The 18044-nt window shown below is 45.8% G+C and carries 14 protein-coding genes and 1 pseudogene; 7 read left to right on the plus strand and 8 right to left on the minus strand.

Translation table 11 applies throughout. The features are described 5' to 3' along the window. The first annotated feature begins 224 nt into the window (after window positions 1–224). Window positions 225–518, plus strand: coding sequence for a hypothetical protein (locus RH949_RS24040; protein ID WP_446356683.1), 294 nt, complete (start codon window positions 225–227; stop codon window positions 516–518). A gap of 554 nt (window positions 519–1072) precedes the next feature. On the opposite strand, the pseudogene RH949_RS24045 reads toward RH949_RS24040, so the two are convergent. Together RH949_RS24045 and RH949_RS24050 are read right to left on the minus strand one after the other, a co-directional pair. After that, window positions 1073–1204, minus strand: a pseudogene (locus tag RH949_RS24045) (sulfotransferase); the annotation flags it as partial. A gap of 463 nt (window positions 1205–1667) precedes the next feature. Continuing rightward, on the minus strand, window positions 1668–1949 hold the full coding sequence (locus RH949_RS24050; protein WP_446356685.1) for a hypothetical protein: 282 nt from the start codon (window positions 1947–1949) through the stop codon (window positions 1668–1670). 368 nt (window positions 1950–2317) lie between these two features. Here RH949_RS24050 and RH949_RS24055 point away from each other — a divergent pair, with 368 nt between their 5' ends. Both RH949_RS24055 and RH949_RS24060 read left to right on the plus strand, forming a co-directional pair. Then, window positions 2318–4033 (plus strand): glycosyltransferase family 39 protein, encoded by a 1716-nt coding sequence (locus RH949_RS24055; protein ID WP_446356687.1) that lies wholly within the window; start codon window positions 2318–2320, stop codon window positions 4031–4033. A gap of 48 nt (window positions 4034–4081) precedes the next feature. Beyond that, window positions 4082–4597 carry a pentapeptide repeat-containing protein gene (locus tag RH949_RS24060; protein ID WP_446356689.1) on the plus strand — a complete coding sequence of 172 codons (516 nt, stop codon included), beginning with the start codon at window positions 4082–4084 and terminating at the stop codon, window positions 4595–4597. Between the two features lie 236 nt (window positions 4598–4833). Here the strand turns inward: RH949_RS24060 and RH949_RS24065 are convergent, their stop codons facing one another. After that, on the minus strand, window positions 4834–5400 hold the full coding sequence (locus tag RH949_RS24065; RefSeq protein ID WP_446356691.1) for a hypothetical protein: 567 nt from the start codon (window positions 5398–5400) through the stop codon (window positions 4834–4836). A gap of 208 nt (window positions 5401–5608) precedes the next feature. Between RH949_RS24065 and RH949_RS24070 the strand changes: the two genes are divergently transcribed. Then, window positions 5609–6916, plus strand: coding sequence for a dihydrolipoamide acetyltransferase family protein (locus RH949_RS24070; RefSeq protein WP_044208600.1), 1308 nt, complete (start codon window positions 5609–5611; stop codon window positions 6914–6916). Between the two features lie 138 nt (window positions 6917–7054). Here RH949_RS24070 and RH949_RS24075 read toward each other — a convergent pair whose 3' ends face one another. Then, a complete protein-coding gene (locus RH949_RS24075; RefSeq protein ID WP_446356693.1) occupies window positions 7055–7633 on the minus strand; it encodes a Uma2 family endonuclease in 579 nt (192 codons plus the stop codon). Window positions 7634–7867: 234 nt separating this feature from the next. Here RH949_RS24075 and mnmE point away from each other — a divergent pair, with 234 nt between their 5' ends. From mnmE to RH949_RS24090, 3 genes are all read left to right on the plus strand, one after another. Then, the gene (mnmE, locus tag RH949_RS24080) at window positions 7868–9250 is read left to right on the plus strand and encodes a tRNA uridine-5-carboxymethylaminomethyl(34) synthesis GTPase MnmE (RefSeq protein WP_446356695.1); all 1383 of its coding nucleotides are present in this window, start codon (window positions 7868–7870) and stop codon (window positions 9248–9250) included. 303 nt (window positions 9251–9553) lie between these two features. Then, window positions 9554–12046 carry an adenylate/guanylate cyclase domain-containing protein gene (locus tag RH949_RS24085; RefSeq protein ID WP_006102792.1) on the plus strand — a complete coding sequence of 831 codons (2493 nt, stop codon included), beginning with the start codon at window positions 9554–9556 and terminating at the stop codon, window positions 12044–12046. Between the two features lie 171 nt (window positions 12047–12217). Further along, a complete protein-coding gene (locus tag RH949_RS24090) occupies window positions 12218–12733 on the plus strand; it encodes a transposase (RefSeq protein WP_446356698.1) in 516 nt (171 codons plus the stop codon). Window positions 12734–13030: 297 nt separating this feature from the next. Here RH949_RS24090 and RH949_RS24095 read toward each other — a convergent pair whose 3' ends face one another. The 4 genes from RH949_RS24095 to RH949_RS24110 form a co-directional block, all read right to left on the minus strand. Beyond that, a complete protein-coding gene (locus RH949_RS24095) occupies window positions 13031–13975 on the minus strand; it encodes a diguanylate cyclase (RefSeq protein ID WP_006102802.1) in 945 nt (314 codons plus the stop codon). Window positions 13976–14223: 248 nt separating this feature from the next. Next, a complete protein-coding gene (locus tag RH949_RS24100; protein ID WP_446356700.1) occupies window positions 14224–14889 on the minus strand; it encodes a hypothetical protein in 666 nt (221 codons plus the stop codon). 170 nt (window positions 14890–15059) lie between these two features. Further along, complete coding sequence (locus RH949_RS24105; protein ID WP_446356702.1) at window positions 15060–17141, minus strand: S-layer homology domain-containing protein; 2082 nt, start codon at window positions 17139–17141, stop codon at window positions 15060–15062. A gap of 291 nt (window positions 17142–17432) precedes the next feature. Continuing rightward, entirely contained in the window at window positions 17433–17966 is a 534-nt protein-coding gene (locus tag RH949_RS24110; RefSeq protein ID WP_006102622.1) for a hypothetical protein, read from the minus strand. Window positions 17967–18044 lie beyond the last annotated feature (78 nt).

Here is an 18044-nt window from a genome sequence, read left to right on the forward strand (position 1 = left end):
CCAGCCGTCCGAGAAGCTCGTATGAGAGCCGTTGAGTTCCCATCGGTGCAACGTGCAAGACCGTCACACCTAGTAGAGTAGCTGCTTCTTGGGGGGTTAAACTAGACATTGCCTAATTATATCATAGAAAATGTCCAGTTATGTCAATAATTGTCTAGATATTTACGGACTGTTAGTTAACCCATTTTAGCGATCGCGATCGCATGGGTCGATTGATGACATTTATGGCACGTCAACTTCGGGATGGAATCACTGATAGTGTCTTGGGGATAGGGATTGATGAGGGAACCTCGCTGGTGGTTAACAGAAATGGGTTAGCCCAGGTTATGGGAGAGGGTGCGGTGTATTTTGTTTTCGCTGATCATATCCCGGAAGAGTGCGAACCTCAAACCCCACTCACGTTTTCTAATTACAAGATTTGGAAACGCGAAAACGGTGAGCAATTTGATCTGAAAAATTTACCCTCCAGGGGTTATCGTAGCGCAAGTGTTCAAGATGGTATTGTGCCGAGGGGTTAAAAGGGCGCAAACAAAGGGATAAAAGGGCGATTGGAAATCGCAGCTACACAAACAAAGTCCGCCTACGCGGACTGAACTAGAAAAGTGATAAGCTTTTATGCATTTAAATTGGGTATTAGTAACGAGCAAGATGCTCGCACTACAAGGATGACGTCATGTCTTTAATCCACATTCCGCACTTCAAGATGTAGCACGATAGATTACAGGATTGTCTCCGGTGACAACCTTGCTAGATCTACGCCATCTAGTCTAAACTACGGTATTGAAGGTAATGTACTTTCTCTCAAACTGCTTATTCTAAAGCCGTCGTTAAATAATTAAATGTGATAATAAATTTGCATTGTACTTGTAATAAACTTATGAATTTTTATAACAAAACTAACTTTTTGGCGTAAAACAAATAAGCAAAATCAGAGTATTCAATGAAGACTATCGCTTTTTGCAAAGATGATAATAATACCCTATACTTATTGAGAAAGATAAGAGAAACGCAAAAGGCATCCGTCATATTTTTGCCTAAAAATTTTGGTCATTTCTAATCCTTTAGCATAACATCCGTCATCTCCAAAAAAATTAGGTTCCTTAGGTACACTCATATATATTTGAGGATGCTGGCACAAGTATTTATAAAGTGTTGTTGTTCCAGACTTGGCTGCTCCAATAATTAGAAAATCTGGTAAGCGCATCTGTATACTCCTTGTACTCCTTTTGCAGAAACTAGCAACGCGAGGGGGAGCGTACCGCAGGCTCGGCGCGGAGCTTGCCTTCGCGCCGCCGCGAACCGTCCCTATGGTGATGGGCGATAGCCCACTAATAGTACTTGATAATTAAGTAATAACTCAAACATTTTGATTAGAAGGTGACAATGGACGGGCTAGACGAACTGAAACGACAGAGCATTAAGGTTTCTGGAACGCTTATAGGACAAGGGTTTTGAGCTAGATTGCCCCTGGTGTCAGCTTCGCTAGATCTACGCCTATTGGAGGTAATGGCTATTATCCCTAAATGATCAAGGTTTTTTATTTCGATTTTTTGACAGTTTTTACCCATTGTTTTGGCTGATTTATTATTTGCAAAAAAAATAAGTATAAATACTTATTTTAGGGGGCGATTACTATCCCTCATTGTACTACAAAACACACTTCAAGTTTAAGTGCGGAATGTGGTCTTTAAAGACTTTCTAATCTGTTCTATCTGAGAAGATTCCAGAGGTTCTCTAAACCACTTCGCTTGCAATCCGATAACCTGATCATCCTTGAGTTGAGTATATGCCTCAACACCACCATCGCCACCCGCACCATTAACGAACACGACTCGCCTAATTTGACCCGCATACTCCCGATGACACCAGCGCTCAAATAGGGTTCCAGTCAGCGCTTCAAAGGCACGTTCAGGGGCATCACCATGAAGATTAAACCTAGACCAGTCCAAGTTCTTTTTCTCTCAAATTACCGTCTACTCTCACCATGTTAATCAATCTAGGACTAATACCAAATCTAGGTTAGCTACCCCCCTTATAACCCTGACGTCTCACGGGAAATAACGAAACCGGCGAATCGGGGCGGGTTTAGTTGCATCTGGGTGCAACCGAAGAGATAGTAGTGAAACCCGCCCCTACACATTTACGTGCCATACCTTGCCGTAGTGCGAGCATCTTGCTCGCTACATTGAGCATCTTGCTCGCTACTAATACTTATAACCCAGTCCGCGCAGGCGGACTTTGTTTGTGTAGCTGCGATTTCAATCGCTCAAATTAACCCAATTCTCGCTAGAGTGGTTTTTGCGCGAAAATCCTAACTATGAACCTACGCAAAAAACTAACTCATCACTATTTCGCCCTTGCTGGAATCATTATCCTGGGAATCGTCCTCCGGTTTTGGCATCTTGACTTAAAACCCCTGTGGCTGGATGAAGTTCTCACCGCTTTCTTTAGCCTGGGACGGGAGTATAATGATTTACCGTTGGATGTCGTATTTCCCTTATCCACGCTCCAGGAATTCTTCACCCTTCAACCCGACGCTAGCTGTAGAGATATTGCCCAAACCCTTGCTCAACAATCGACTCATCCGCCCTTATTCTTTTGCTTAATGCATTCGTGGTTAAGGTTTACGGGAACCGAACCCCTGGCGTGGGTGTTGCGTGCATTTCCAGCTTTAATCGGAGTCGGTGCGATCGCGGCAATTTACTGTCTCAATCGTCTCATCTTTTCGCCAATCGCGGGATTAATCGCCGCCGCGTTAATGGCGGTGTCTCCTTTTGCAGTTTACCTGTCTCAGGAAGCGCGTCACTACACGTTGCCCATGTTGCTAATTATTTTGGCACTGTTGGCATTAATCCCGATTCAGCAGCGTCTTTACCATCAGCAAATGCCTTCCCCGTGGCTATGGTGCGGTTGGGGAATCGTCAACAGTATCGGTTGTTATGTCCATTACTTTTTTATTCTGGCTGTCATTGCCCAAGTTTTGACCCTAATTTCCGGGATGATTGGGTATCGTCGGCGTTTACCGAGTGGGAGTTGGAGTGCTGTAGCGCTGGTAATCGCGGGAATGGCAGTTAGTTATCTACCCTGGTGGGGTATGCTTTTGGCAGATATGGGGCGACAAGAAACCAATTGGCTACCGCCACCGGATAGTATTACGCCTTTGGTGCAATTAATGGTGGGTTGGTTCCTGATGGTGATTGCTTTACCCGTGGAAAATCAACCCTTGTGGATTGTGATACCCATGGGAGGATTAACTCTAGGGTTGGGTGGGTGGATTATTTGGCGGGGAGGCGTGGGAGTGAAGCGATTGCTGTGTCAGCCTTCAACTCAGTTAGCCACGTTTACCCTATTCGGGTTTACTTTGGCTGTATTGCTGCAATTTCTGGCAATTATTTACCTGCTAGGTAAAGATATCTCCGTTGTTCCCCGTTATAACTTTGTTTATTATCCGGCGATTTGTGCGTTATTGGCAGCGAGTTTAACCGTAAATGTAGAGACGCGCCATGGCGCGTCTCATGGCGCGTCTCATGGCGCGTCTGGGCGCCGGGGTGTCGGGATGCAGGGGAAATGGGCAATCGTCTTAACGTTGGCTATCTCTGTCGTGAGTACGGTTTGTGTTGTGGCTAATTTGGTGTTTCTCAAACCCTATTATCCTCAGCAAGTAGCAGAGAATATGACGATTGAACCCACGGTTCCCCTGATCATGGTGATGGGATATAAGGATCTTCAGGATGTAGGATTAGGATTGAGCTTTGCCTTGGCATTAGAGAACGTATCAGAGGGTGGGAGTCAGGAGGGCGATCGCGCGATCGCCTTTTTAAGTCGCCAACAGGGATATGATAAAGTCTGGCAGCAGTTATCGGAATTAGCGATACCTTCTGTGTCTCCATTGAATCTATGGGTCATCGCTCCCGGCTTGAAGCGGCGAGACTATCCAAAAAATCTTGCGATCGCGAACCCAAAAACCTGTATCCTTGATCCGAGTCACCATTACCGGATTGGTATTCCCTATCAGTTATACCGATGTGGTTAAAATTTGGCGTAAGCTACACCAGAAAGGATGTTTTCGGCAACAGTTGCAATGAAAGAAAGTATTATTAAGTCTATTCAAGGACTCGCTGCTCTAATTTTGGCGTTGGTGTTGGTTTGGGTTCCCCTATCCGCCCAAGCTGCTAATCCCTCTGCCCGACAGCTTATTAATGACGGTGTATCTGATCTAAGTGCCATGGATTTCTCCGGTCAAAATTTAGCTGAACTGGAGATATCTAAAATGAATCTGACGCAAACGAATTTAAGCAATACCGATTTACGCAGTGTGGTGATTAGTGATTCCACGATGACTGACGCTAATCTACAGGGTGCAGATTTTTCATACAGCATTGCTTATAAAGTTAACTTCAAAGGGGCGGATTTGAGTGATGCGGTTCTAGAGGAAGCAATTTTGTTAGGTTCTCGCTTGGATGATGTTAATATCATCGGTGCTGATTTCAGCGATGCTGTTTTAGATCGCTTACAAGTCCAAAATCTCTGCACTAAAGCTAGTGGGGTTAACTCGAAAACGGGAGTAGAGACTCGCGAATCATTAGGATGTCGATAAATTGTCTATTATAGGGCTTGCTGAATAAGGGTTGGGGTGGGGAGAGGCAATAGGCAATAGGCAATAGGCAATAGGCAATAGGCAATAGGCAACACCTCGACTTATTAAATTTTTCTTATTTTGTCCTAACCTTAGAGCGTAGCGCTATATAACCCAGTCCGCGCAGGCGGACTTTGTTGGTGTAGCAGCGATTTCAATCGCCATGACAAAAAAGGGTTTTCAAAGCGGATTTGGTATCACAAACAAAGTTCAGGTGACCAGTCTTGATGACCGCGCCCAGGGTAACATTTAAACTGAGATCCTGCCCAAATCATCTGCCATTGTTCATTCGCTTGAGCCGAGGGATTTTTCTGGAACTCAACACGATATCGGATACCTCTAACCGAATCATCCTTTAATCCAGTCTGAGTCAGAATAACAATTGCCTGATCCGGTTTAGGATAAGAAACATCCACGCTGGCTGAATCCGTGTTAGAGTCCCTATTACCAAACGCCGAGAGTGCGATCGCCTTGGGATCACTCCCGGTTAAACTCGTCCTATCTGTCTGTTGGGATAGATCAATAGAACGATAGTTTTCCCGGTTAGCTGCTGGCGTCTGAGGTGATGAAAAATTTTGCTGGGGAGTTGAATTACCGGGAGAATCGGGGGATGGCTCAGTCGATGAGGAAGTCGTTTTGTCAGGTGAGGGATTAGCGGCTGTAACTGTCGCTTCTGGGCGATTACTGGTACAAGCCGTCAGCAGGATTACCATACCAGCGAGACTCACCAAAGAAATTTTGCCCGATTTGACCATCCAATCCATCAATTTTCTCTGTAACCAGCTAATTCTATTGTAGGTTGGATAGAGAAGCATCCAGATTTAGGGGCGGGCGGGTAATCCCTATTTCCTGTTCCCTGTTCCCTGTTCCCTATTTTCGACCTCTATAGTTTGAGAACCCGTCATCACGCTAAAATGCGATCTGGCAAATGCTATTGTTATTTAACGCCTAGTTCATTGGGAATACCACCTCATGATCCACGAAGTTTTCATGCCCGCCCTTAGCTCCACCATGACCGAAGGCAAAATTGTCTCTTGGGTGAAATCCCCAGGGGACAAAATAGAAAAAGGCGAAACCGTGGTAGTGGTTGAGTCTGACAAGGCGGATATGGATGTGGAGTCCTTCTATGAGGGCTATCTAGCCGTCATTACTGTACCCGCAGGCGCAACCGTGCCTGTCGGAGAGGCAATTGCCCTACTAGCCGAAACTCCTGACGAAATTGAGACGGCTAAACAACAAGCCTCCCAATCCAGTTCCGCCTCAGCCCCAGCCAGTACTTCGTCTGATCAAACGCCAACAGATCAAACGCCAAAACCTGAACCTGAACCTGCTACCGTCTCAGCCGCTCCCCAAGCGCAAGATACCCCTAGTCGCCGTAATGGACGCACTGTCGCCTCTCCTAGGGCTAAGAAATTAGCCAGGGAGTTGAAGGTTGAACTTGATACGTTGACGGGTAGTGGTCCTCACGGACGCATTGTGGCAGAAGATGTGGAAGCCGCTGCTGGCAAAACTCCCCAACCCGAACCCAGCGCCGCACCGCAACACTCACCATCTCAGCCTGCGGCTCAACCGATGGCGACACCCACGACACCGATTTCTGTCCCCCTCGGTGAAGTGGTTCCGTTCAACACCCTGCAAAATGCTGTGGTGCGGAATATGGTGGCGAGTCTTCAGGTGCCAGCTTTCCGGGTAGGGTATACTATCGCTACCAATGAATTGGATAAGCTGTATAAACAAATTAAGCCTAAGGGCGTAACCATGACTGCCCTATTAGCGAAAGCCGTCGCTGTGACATTAAAACAACATCCCACGATCAATGCTTGTTATACGGAAAAGGGGATTCAGTATCACGCTGGGGTCAATGTTGCTGTCGCTGTGGCTATGGCAGATGGGGGACTGATTACACCGACGTTACAAAAAGCCGATGAGGTGGATATTTATTCCTTATCTCGCACCTGGAAAGGGTTGGTTGAACGCTCCCGACGCAAGCAGTTGCAACCGGAGGAATATAGTTCCGGTACGTTTACAATCTCGAATTTAGGGATGTATGGCGTTGACCGTTTTGATGCGATTTTACCGCCGGGACAAGGGGCAATCCTAGCCATTGGCGCATCACGTCCGCAAGTGGTGGCGACAACGGATGGCATGATGGGGGTGCGGAATCAGATGCAGGTGAATATGACCTGTGATCACCGGATTGTTTACGGTGCTGATGCAGCAGCATTCCTACAAGATTTGGCGAAGTTGATTGAAACCAATCCGCAATCGTTGACGCTGTAATCTTATTTTGTCCTGTAACACACACGATCAAATAGTGGCGAAGGGCGGGTTTTGTCTTTGAGGTTATCGGTAGATAGTCAAATTAAACGGCTAAACCCGCCCCTACAATTGACAGATGAATTTTTGACAGTCAATGATTCAATTCCACACAATTTGTAAATCTAAAATAAAGCCGGGTAAAACATGTTCTCCCGATAACTGGGTCGGATTTTCCAGTATTTCTACCGTTTGTCCTTGGCGATAAATTTCAACCCGACGAGTTGGTCGATAGAGTAACCAACCCAGTCTGACTTGATTATTCATGTATTCCTGCATTTTAGCTTGGGTTTCTGATAACGTATCGCTGGGTGACATTAACTCCAAAACAAAATCCGGAGCAATGGGTGGAAACTTTTCTTTTTGTTCCTCTGTCAGCGCATCCCATCGTTGTTGTTGAACCCAAGCCACATCAGGAGAACGGTTCGCCCCATTGGGTAGATGAAAACAGGTGGAAGAGTCGAAAACTTCTCCCAATCCAGTTTGTCGATTCCAAATAACGAAATCAGCGATAATTCCAGCATTTCGTTTTCCCGTTTCTCCGCCTGTGGGGGACACGATGATCAGTTCTCCTTTCGCATTACGTTCAAATTTTACATCGGGATTGACTCGACACAGATGATAAAATTGCTCTTGATTCAGGTGAACAATTGGGTCGAGGTTAAGCGTAACGGTTGTCATAAGTAGTTAAGATAGAAAGCAATTGATACAGTTAAAGACTATTTTACGCGATCGCTTAATTTCCCTCGCCATCAACGCTCAGAACTGGTGCAGGTTTTACCATTACACCACCATCTGTAGGGAACCCTTGATGAACATTGGTGTAAACTTAAGGTTGAAAGCTTTATTTAATCAGAGATCCCCCCTAGCTCCCCTTCAAAAGGGGGGGAACAAGAAAGGTAGGGTAAGCAAACGATGTCTGAACAGTTCGTCCAAGGTGAAACAATAGCCGCGATCGCAACTGCTGTTGTTCCCCAACAGGGGAGTGTGGGAATCGTGCGGGTGTCGGGCGAAAATGCCTTAGAAATCGCCCGTCAACTATTCCACGCACCAGGGCGTCAACTGTGGCAGACTCACCACATTCTCTATGGGTATGTGCGTCATCCTCAAACCCAACAGATCGTTGATGAAGCCCTACTCCTAATTATGCAATCCCCTCGCTCTTATACTCGTGAAGATGTCGTCGAGTTCCATTGTCACGGTGGGATTATGCCTGTGCAGCAGGTGTTGCAATTATGCCTAGAATTAGGCGCACGATTAGCCCAACCGGGAGAATTTACCCTGCGAGCATTTTTGAACGGGCGGTTAGATTTAACCCAAGCCGAAAGTATCGCTGACTTAGTGGGTTCTCGTTCCCCCGCCGCCGCCCAAGCTGCATTAGCGGGAATACAAGGGAAGCTAGCTGTACCGATTCGCCAACTCCGGGCGACGTGTTTAGATAGTTTGGCAGAAATTGAAGCCAGAATCGACTTTGAGGAAGATTTACCTCCTTTAGATGAAGCCGGGATCATTGCCCAACTGCAACAAGTATTAACCAATATTAAGCAAATTCTCGCCACCGCCGATCGCGGTCAATTATTGCGAACCGGCTTAAACGTCGCCATTGTCGGGCGTCCGAATGTAGGTAAATCCAGCTTATTGAACGCCTGGAGTCGCAGCGATCGCGCGATCGTTACTGATTTACCCGGTACAACTCGTGATGTGGTAGAGTCGCAGTTAGTCGTTGGTGGCATCCCCATACAGGTTCTAGATACCGCCGGAATCCGGGAAACCGTGGATCAAGTCGAGAAAATTGGCGTTGAGCGATCGCGCCGTGCGGCTGAGGCGGCTGATTTAATTGTATTGGTGATTGAAGCTACAGCAGGATGGAGTTCAGACGACCAAGAAATTTATACCCAAGTCAAACACCGTCCCCTAATTTTAGTGATTAATAAAACCGATCTCGCCCCCGCTGATTCTGTCTCCTATCCAGATAGTATTGACCGAGTAATTACAGCCGCCGTCACTAAAAATGAAGGGATTGAGGCATTAGAACAAGGAATTCTGGAAGCCGTACAAACGGGAACCCTACACGCGGCTGACTTAGATTTAGCGATTAACCAGCGACAAGCCGCCGTCCTAACCCAAGCCAAGATAGCGCTGGAACAGGTACAAGAAACTATCGCCCAACAGTTACCCTTAGATTTTTGGACAATTGATTTACGTGGCGCGATTCAAGCCTTAGGTGAAATTACTGGGGAAGAGGTAACGGAATCCGTGCTTGACCGGATTTTTAGTCGCTTTTGTATTGGTAAGTAGGTTTCCTGATGTTACTCGAATTAAGTGGTTTCGTAGTAAAGGCTTTAGCATTTAAACTTTTAATTGAGTTTGACCGGACATGATATAAAAAGCGCAAGGATAATGCCTTTACAGACAGATATTCAGGTATTTTTATAGCGAGAAAGGAGTAACTACTCCCTTAATAATTTAGTCCGCGCAGGCGGACGCAAGTTTGTGTAGGCGTGACTTCCAGTCGCCGGGACAACTGATAGTCACTTTTTTTTCACATTCATCAAGGAACAATAGAGAAGAATCATCATACATGTTGCGACGGTGCTAACAATGAACTCTAACGAGATGAGAAATCAAGCCTCTATTACCAGCCCATCCAGGGAATTGAATCCAAACATCAAAGCCCCTGATCCGATTCCGGTAAATAGCGATATAATAAAACTTTTCCCTGAACCCCTTGCCCTGTTGTTACATTTTTCTTTGACCATTTTGGAACCCAGGAACGAGGAATTAGACCAGCCCATCCAACCCCCAAGCGCCACAGGAGGCTTAGGCGAAGCTCAATTTGCCCTCGCCTTCCGCTTGTCTCCCAACGCCATGGCAATCAGCACCCTAGCTGATGGACGCTTGTTGGCGGTCAATGATCGGTTACTTCACCTAGTCGGGTATCAAAAAGACGAACTGATTGGCACAAGCACAGTCGAATTAAAGTTTTGGCTGCATCCAGAGGAGCGTACTCGCTTTATCCAGCAATTACAAACTCAGGGAACCATTCACAATTATGAATTTAATTTTCGTCTCAAGTCAGGACAGGTAAAAACGGGGTTATTATCAGCAAATATTATTAACTTTAGTGGACAAGACTGCTTACTCAGTATCATTAACGACATCACTGAACGCAAACATGCTGAGGAACAAGTAACACGTCTAGCTAAAATGAGCCAAGCCATTAGTAGTGCGACGGATTTTCAGACTGCATTGGATGTTGCTTTACATCAAGTCTGCGAAATTACAGGCTGGAGTTATGGCGAAGTGTGGATTCCCGCGACGGATGGTATGGCATTAGAATGTAGTCATAGTTGGTATGGTAAATATACAGATATCGATTCTCCAGACGCCGCAAAATTCGAGCAATTTCGAGAGTATAGTGCTGCCTTAACCATCTTACCCAATGAAGAACTACCTGGACGAGTATGGCATCAAATTCAGCCGGAGTGGGTTGATGATTTAGCGACGTTTCCAGATGACCTTTTCCTGAGATTAGAACTCGCGGTTAAATGCGGATTTAACTCAGCATTTGCCGTCCCCATAGTGACACCAACCGCTGCTCAAGAATCCGTTTCCGTCTTAGCCGTGCTGGTGTTTTTTATGGCAAAAAAATACCCACCTGACCATCATTTCTTTGAGCTAGTTACAGTTATTACTAATCAGTTAGGTAGTGTGATGCAGCAGAAGAAAGCGGTCACAGAGATGCAAGCCCTTTTCGCCGCGATGACGGATGTGGTGCTGGTGATTGATGCCTCAGGACGATGCCTAAAAATTGCCCCCACGAATCCGCTTAGTGACTACAAGCCATCAGCCGAAATTGTGGGTAAAACCTTACACGAACAGTTCCCAGTTAAGCAAGCTGATTTTATTCTCCAAGCGATTCAAGAGGCTCTTTTAACTCAGCAAACGGTTAGTATTGACTATCAGTTGACTGTTGCCGGACGAGATAGTTGGTTCGCGGCTAACCTATCACCCCTGTCTCATGATAGCGTGATTTGGGCAGCACGGGATATCAGTGAGAGTAAATTGCTGGAAAATAAGCTGCGAACGTCGGAAAGTAAAATGCGCCTATTTTTTGAGGCGATGAATGCGATTGTTTTAATTATTGATGTTCAAGACCATACAATAGCAAATATCGAAATAGCGCCGACGAATCCCACCCGCTTTTATGACTTTTACATTGACCCAATTAACCAAACAATCGAACATCTTTTTCAAGAGAAAACGGCTCAGGATTGGTTAGATAAGATTCAACAGGCGCTAACCACTCAGCACACGATCTATTTTGATTACAGTCTACAAAGTGAAGACAAAACAGTCTGGTTTTCCGCCAGTATTTCGGTAATTTCTGAACAATCGGTTATTTGGGTAGCGCGTGATATTACTGATCGAAAACAGGCAGAAGCGGCATTACAGTTAGAGCAAGACAAGTCAGAACGGTTATTACTGAATATCTTACCCGAACTGATTGCCAATCGTCTTAAACAAGATCAGAGGGCGATTGCGGAACATTTTGATCAGGTGACAATTCTGTTTGCCGATATTGTGGGATTTACACCGTTATCGGCACGTCTACAACCGATTGAACTGGTAAATATGCTGAATCAAATCTTTTCTACATTTGATCAGCTAGCGGATCAGTATGGGTTGGAGAAGATTAAAACGATTGGTGATGCGTATATGGTTGTTGGCGGTTTACCTCGTCCCCTAGACGATCATGCCACAGCGATCGCGCAGATGGCGTTGGATATGCAACAAGCGATTCATGAGTTCCAAGTGCAACAGGGGGAGTCGTTTGAAATTCGCATTGGGATTAACACCGGATCAGTTGTGGCGGGTGTGATTGGTAGGAAAAAATTTATCTATGATTTATGGGGAGATGCGGTTAATGTTGCCTCTCGCATGGAATCATCAGGAGAACCAGGTAAAATTCAAGTTACCGCTACTACATACCAACAGTTACAGCACAAGTTTATCTTTGAGCAGCGAGGTGCCGTCAAAGTGAAGGGTAAAGGCGATATGATTACCTATTGGCTTCTGAGTAGGAGGAAATGATGACTGTTTATGCGAACCGGATATTACCCACGATGAAATTGATAGGTTGGTTCTGTATACAGGGCGACCCGATGAAATTGATAGGTTGGTTCTGTTATTTTTTGCAGCGGGTCGCCCCTACAATTTCATGAATGCTGATAAAATTGATAGGTTGGTTGTGTTATTTTTGCCGTGGGTCGCCTCTATCGTTCTATGCCTTACGAACCCCAAAGACACCATCGCCATTCCATTCGCCTCAAAGGATACGACTACAGGAAACCTAGTGCTTATTTTGTCACGCTTTGTATCCGTAATCGGGACTGTCTGCTGGGGGAGATTATCCAAGGCAATATGTATTTATCCCCATTTGGTCAAATTGTAGAAAACGAATGGTATCGAACGGCTGTTGTGCGCCCGAATGTGGAACTTGACGCCTTTATCATCATGCCGAACCATTTGCACGGTATTATTTTTATTACAGATAAGTACTACACTTCATTGAGAGCAACCAGGCAAGAATTATCGGTTGGTTTATCTGATTTGCAACAGATTTATCCTACAGGCACAACTACGACGCAAAAACGACAGGTTAAAGGTGCAGTATCCTGTTCTTTGGGGGCAATTATTGGACAATTCAAATCGCTATCGACTAAACGGGTTAACCGGATTCGCCAAACCCGCTTATCGGTTGTCGGTTGTTGTCTGTAGGGGCGAGTCGCTGCACAAATATGATGCTGTGAGGATTAACGTATCTCGACTCGCCCTGTCAAATGTGATGGTATCAGATAATTCATGAGCGGCGATTCAGGGTGACGCCAATACAATTAATCGGTTGATTTTGGGCGATAGCGATACCTGATACAGGGCGACCCGATAAAATTGATAAGTTGGTTCTGTTATTTTTTGCAGCGGGTCGCCCCTACAATTCCATGAATGGCGATGAAATGGATGGGTTGGATTAATTTGTGCGGTCGTTCATGTTTATTTTTCATTTATTTCCAATATTTAATGCAATGCAACACGATTGTATCCCTGACTTTTGGCGTGATAGAGTGCCTTATTCGCTCGTTGAATAATTACCTCGATGTTGGCATCGTCTAATTGATAACTAGCTACACCAACTGTTACCGTCATTTGCACCTGTTTATCGCCAATCCCTATGGTAATTTGTTCCATCCGCTTTCTCAAACGTTCAGCCACACGCACCGCCCCACTACTATCGGTTTCAGGAAGTAATGTGACAAACTCTTCACCGCCAAATCGTCCACAATAATCTGCCTCACGCAATGAACCAACGATGCTTTTTGCCACACCCTTAAGCACTTCATCTCCCATTGTATGCCCATACTCATCATTGATTTGCTTAAAGTGGTCAATGTCAATCATCAGGATAGACATGAAACGTTTGTAACGAGAGGCTCGATTAAATTCTTGATAGGCAACCGTTAAAAAATGACGGCGATTCCAGAGTCCTGTCAGGGGATCAGTAATCGCTAACTTTCTCAACAAATTCGCTAATTTTTCGTGTTCTTTAACCAATCTATTTAATTGTTTTTGAGTCTGCTTCAATTCTAAATGGGTTCGGACACGGGCAAGAATTTCTGCTGGATTAAAGGGGTGAGTAATTGTATCGGCTGCGCCCTTCTCAAATGCTTCAATTAAATACTCTTGTTCACGAACCGTCCGCATCAGGATAATTGGACTTGTTGTTAGGGGAGGTGGAGATTTCAGATAGTCACACAACTCTAATCCACTCATCTTGGGCATGGTTAAAGCCATAATAATTAAGTCAGGCTTATCAAGGTGTACACGCTCAATCGCATCCTGTCCGTTGCTGACAACAATTGTTTTGTAGCCTTCGGCTTCTAAAATGACATGAAGAATTTGTAAATTATTGGGATTATCATCAACAATCAAAATTAGGAATTTTTCCGGAAAAAATTGTTTCATTGGTCATTATCCCTCCCCCTGGGCTATCTTGATATTTTATCGGAGAGTAAGGCAGAATAGTTAATGGAATTGTGACAATCAATATTGTTCCTTGCCCAGGGGTTCAATGACAATGGATTTGACCTTTGTGTTTGTCAACAATAATCTGGTAACTAATTGACAAGCCTAACCCTGTGCTATCTCCAACAGGTTAGGATGGGCAGATTTTCGGTTTACCAGTTATTCAGAGATAGAAAATACAAAGCTGCTCAAGTATTTCCGCAGCGCTGCACTAACGGTTGGGCGACTTGTTTGAGTTTCAGATAAAAGTCCGAATCATCAGGCGGTGGCGTAAATTGATCAATGGGGTGGTGGTTAGTTTCGCGACGAGACCCTTCTACTGGTTCAGGCAGACTGGTATGATCAGGAGAAATTAGGTCTGGAGGAGTGCGATCGCGTTCCCTAACCTGTTCCGTTTCTGGTTCAGGCTGGGCGGGCGTTTGCGGTGACGCTTCAACGGATTCTGTTGCCGATTCAGTGACAACAAATTCCTCTGACTTCGCCACCGCAACCGTAGAACTTGACTCAAACATATCCGGGAAACTCTCTATCCAGGACATCGATTCGGATGTCGTATCAACAGGGGCATTCAAATCTTGCGGTAATTTGCGACAAATCAACCGTTCAAACTCATGATTAAAGCGATAGATAGGCTGTTCTCGTCGCCCCCAGACGGCTAAAATTTGTTCAACCGAAATCGCCTTATACCGTCCCTGATACAAGGCTTCAATGACCGCCAAACGAATCCACTGGGCGGGATAGTCCTCCAACCAAAACTCAACTAATTCTGCCGCAGAATATCCCCTCAGTTCAAATCCATAGTGACTGAGTAACTCCACGGCATAGATAATGGCTGAATCTATTTCATTTGTCATTCGTCATTGGTCATTGGTCATTGGTCTAGGGAACAGGGAACAGGGAACAGGGAACAGGGAACAGGGAACAGGGAACAGGGAACAAACAAACTCAAAACTTTGGTTGGGGCGGGTTTAGTCACATCGGGGCGGGAAAAAAACGATAATAGTGAAACCCGCCCCTACATCCCTTAAAAACTCTTTGATCCTTGAACAATATACGGGGAATTGATAGCATTGACACGCCCTTGTTGCACTAAGGCTTGATACAGAAACGCCGTGGCATCGGCACGGGTGGCAGCTTTTTTCGGGTTTAACCGGGAGGGTTTGGGATAATTGACGATAATCCCGGCTTGAGTAGCTGCCGCTACAGCAGATTGGGCGTAAATGGGAATATTATCTTGATCCTGATAAATTTCCAAGGGGTTTCCCTCTGCCTCAGGTAACGACAGCCCCTGGACTAAGGAGACAATCAACTCAACCCGCCGTAAACTTTGTTGGGGGTGAAAGGTTTGGTCGGGGAAGCCGGAAAGGAAGCCACCGCGATAGGCTTGGCTAATGACGGCTGACGCCCAGAAGTTGGCGGGAACGTCGCTAAATTGAGTAGCGGGGCGGATGGGTGTGGGATTAAAGACTTTCACCACTAACGCCGCATATTGCGCCCGATTTAATGGTGCATCCGGTTTAAAGCTACCATCGGCAAAGCCGCTAATTAAGTTTAATCCGGCGAGAGGGCGAATAAAATCAGCCGCCCAATGATTTTGAATATCGGTAAACGAGGGAACATACCCCTCCGGGTTAACAATATAAGGGGATGAGATAGCCGAGGCTTCGCCAGTTGAGACTAACGCCTGGTAAATTAAGGCAGCGACTTCGGCGCGGCTAATCGGTTGCATAGGGGCAAGTTCTTGAGGGCGGGGATAATTCACCACCAATTGCCGTTGTGTCGCCGTAGCAATAGCATCTGTAGCATAGCTGGGAATCTGGGCGCGATCGCGGTAAAACAAAAGTAGGTTGCCATTCCCACTCCCTAATCCCAACCCATTCACCACCGAAACCAGCGCCTGTATCCGGGTCAGATTTTGTTGGGGGCGAAATGTGCCATCAGGAAATCCAGAGATAAATCCCATACTCGCCGCCTTACGAATCGCCGCCGCCGCCCAAAAGTTATCCGCGACATCGCGAAATGACCCCGATGTCGCCCCCACCTGGCGCGGTAAGTTAAACGTTTGGGCAATAATCGCCGCATACTGGGCGCGGGTAATATTCGCTTCCGGCTTAAACGTGCCATCAGGAAACCCGCTAATTAACTCCCGTTTAACTAATTCCTGAATAAACCGACTTGCCCAATGATTGCCCAAATCACTAAACTGAGTCGGACCCAGTGCTGATGCAGGAACCTCTGCTGCACTCAAGGTAACTGCACCAGAAATACGGGCAGGATTTAACAAGTTGCCCACCGAAACTAATGTCAATGACGTACTATTTTGTAAATCAACATCACCATTATCTTGTAAGATATTCCCGGCTGGGTCTTGACGACTACCTAAATTCGGTTGGGCAGACCCATTGACAATTAGCCCCCCATTGGTATTTTTTTCAATCCGATTCCGGCGCAGAACGGGTTTAGCTTGGCGAGAGAGAACAAGTCCCGCCTTATTATTGATTAACGTATTATCAGCAATTAACGGAGCCGCATTATCACTCAGGGCAATCCCATACCCCGTCCGTTGACAGCGATTGCGCCGCAGTTCCCCTTTCGCATTTCGCACCAGAAAGATACCACTGGAGGCATTGTCACTCAATTCATTATCCATAATCACCGGTTTTGCCGTCCCCGTGACAAAAATCCCCTCCCTACCGCAACGAGTTAGAGTAGAATTCGCGATAATCGGGGCGCTGGATTCAATCCAAATCCCTGTCCCTTTAGTGACTGGATTCGTCACCGTCACCCCGCGCAATTCCGCTTGAGAATCAGGTTTAACCGTAATCGATTGACTGCCAAAACTGGGGCTACTATAATCACCACTCCCCACAATAGATATATCCTTACCTTTACTCGACTCATCACCGATGATAATCATCCCAGAGGGAATCACAATCGGGAATCGCTCCCCGTTAGCCGCATTGTACATCCCCGGCGCCAGGTAAATCGTAGTATCAGCCGTAGCTTGTGCGATCGCATGGGTTAAGGTGCGAAAGGGAGCATCCGCAGTGCCTATATTCGCATCCTGACCCGTTGTGGGGTTAACATACAGAGTGGATTGAACCATTCGTTTAAATAAAATCGCCTATAGTCATCTTAAGTGGAATGTCACTGACTTAGGCTGGGTTCGTAGTAGGCACTTTAGTGCCAGAAGCGCTAAAGCGCTTACTACAAACTCTAAAGTCAGTGCCATTCGACTTAAGCTGTTCGGCATTTAAACCTTAATGTCAATAATGACGAAATCCTTGTAGTGCGTTAAGCGAAGCCATGCCGAAGGCTTTGCATCTTGCTCGCTACTAATACCCAATTTAAATGCATGACAGCTTATCAAAACCCCGATACCATAAACGACATCGATTCAAAAGTCAGAGATTGACCGGAATTCATGCGTCTCAAGCCTCGTCCTTTCCGAACAACTTTGATTTTTGATATCGTCTTTTAGCACATCAAGAAGACAACCGCCTAAAGAAACAGCATCCTCAATAGTGAAATTCATTTTATCAGCGACATCCGTAAAAGCTAAAACAGCCAAAATCCGGCTCACCTCACTAATAAAATAGTCGCGTTTATCAATAAAAACAGTCTGATCGCGTAACTCCAGAAATTTCCACTCTGTTCCCGTCGTTACCGCCCCATAAATACTCTCCCTCGGTTCCTCGTTGCTTTGATTAAACAGTTGAGCCGCAATCATTTCAGCAATACACTGCGCCAAAACTGACTTAATATTTTCGTTCTTAGCTTCAACTAGGGTAAGCACAGGAGTCCGAATTTCATAAGAGTCTGGGGAAGCCGTCAGGATATAATCACAATATCCATTTAAACCCGCGCTAGGAGCAACATTGAACTCTGAACCCGAGAAAAAGCCAATTTTAAACCCAAAGTGTCGCCGCATTTCTAAAACCCTTACTGTTCCCTGTTCCCTGTGACACACTGAGCGTGTTACCGAGCGGAGTCGAGGTAAGTCGAGGTA

The sequence above is a fragment of the Coleofasciculus sp. A1-SPW-01 genome (assembly GCF_040217205.1).
Taxonomy (GTDB): domain Bacteria; phylum Cyanobacteriota; class Cyanobacteriia; order Cyanobacteriales; family Coleofasciculaceae; genus Coleofasciculus; species Coleofasciculus chthonoplastes_A.

Bases quoted from the DNA above. Each gene is read 5' to 3' on its own strand.
- RH949_RS24040 (WP_446356683.1), top strand. From the start codon at position 225: ATGGCACGTCAACTTCGGGATGGAATCACTGATAGTGTCTTGGGGATA.
- RH949_RS24055 (WP_446356687.1), top strand. From the start codon at position 2,318: ATGAACCTACGCAAAAAACTAACTCATCACTATTTCGCCCTTGCTGGA.
- RH949_RS24060 (WP_446356689.1), top strand. From the start codon at position 4,082: ATGAAAGAAAGTATTATTAAGTCTATTCAAGGACTCGCTGCTCTAATT.
- RH949_RS24065 (WP_446356691.1), bottom strand. From the start codon at position 5,400: ATGGATTGGATGGTCAAATCGGGCAAAATTTCTTTGGTGAGTCTCGCT.
- RH949_RS24070 (WP_044208600.1), top strand. From the start codon at position 5,609: ATGATCCACGAAGTTTTCATGCCCGCCCTTAGCTCCACCATGACCGAA.
- RH949_RS24075 (WP_446356693.1), bottom strand. From the start codon at position 7,633: ATGACAACCGTTACGCTTAACCTCGACCCAATTGTTCACCTGAATCAA.
- mnmE (WP_446356695.1), top strand. From the start codon at position 7,868: ATGTCTGAACAGTTCGTCCAAGGTGAAACAATAGCCGCGATCGCAACT.
- RH949_RS24085 (WP_006102792.1), top strand. From the start codon at position 9,554: ATGAACTCTAACGAGATGAGAAATCAAGCCTCTATTACCAGCCCATCC.
- RH949_RS24095 (WP_006102802.1), bottom strand. From the start codon at position 13,975: ATGAAACAATTTTTTCCGGAAAAATTCCTAATTTTGATTGTTGATGAT.
- RH949_RS24100 (WP_446356700.1), bottom strand. From the start codon at position 14,889: ATGACAAATGAAATAGATTCAGCCATTATCTATGCCGTGGAGTTACTC.
- RH949_RS24105 (WP_446356702.1), bottom strand. From the start codon at position 17,141: ATGGTTCAATCCACTCTGTATGTTAACCCCACAACGGGTCAGGATGCG.
- RH949_RS24110 (WP_006102622.1), bottom strand. From the start codon at position 17,966: ATGCGGCGACACTTTGGGTTTAAAATTGGCTTTTTCTCGGGTTCAGAG.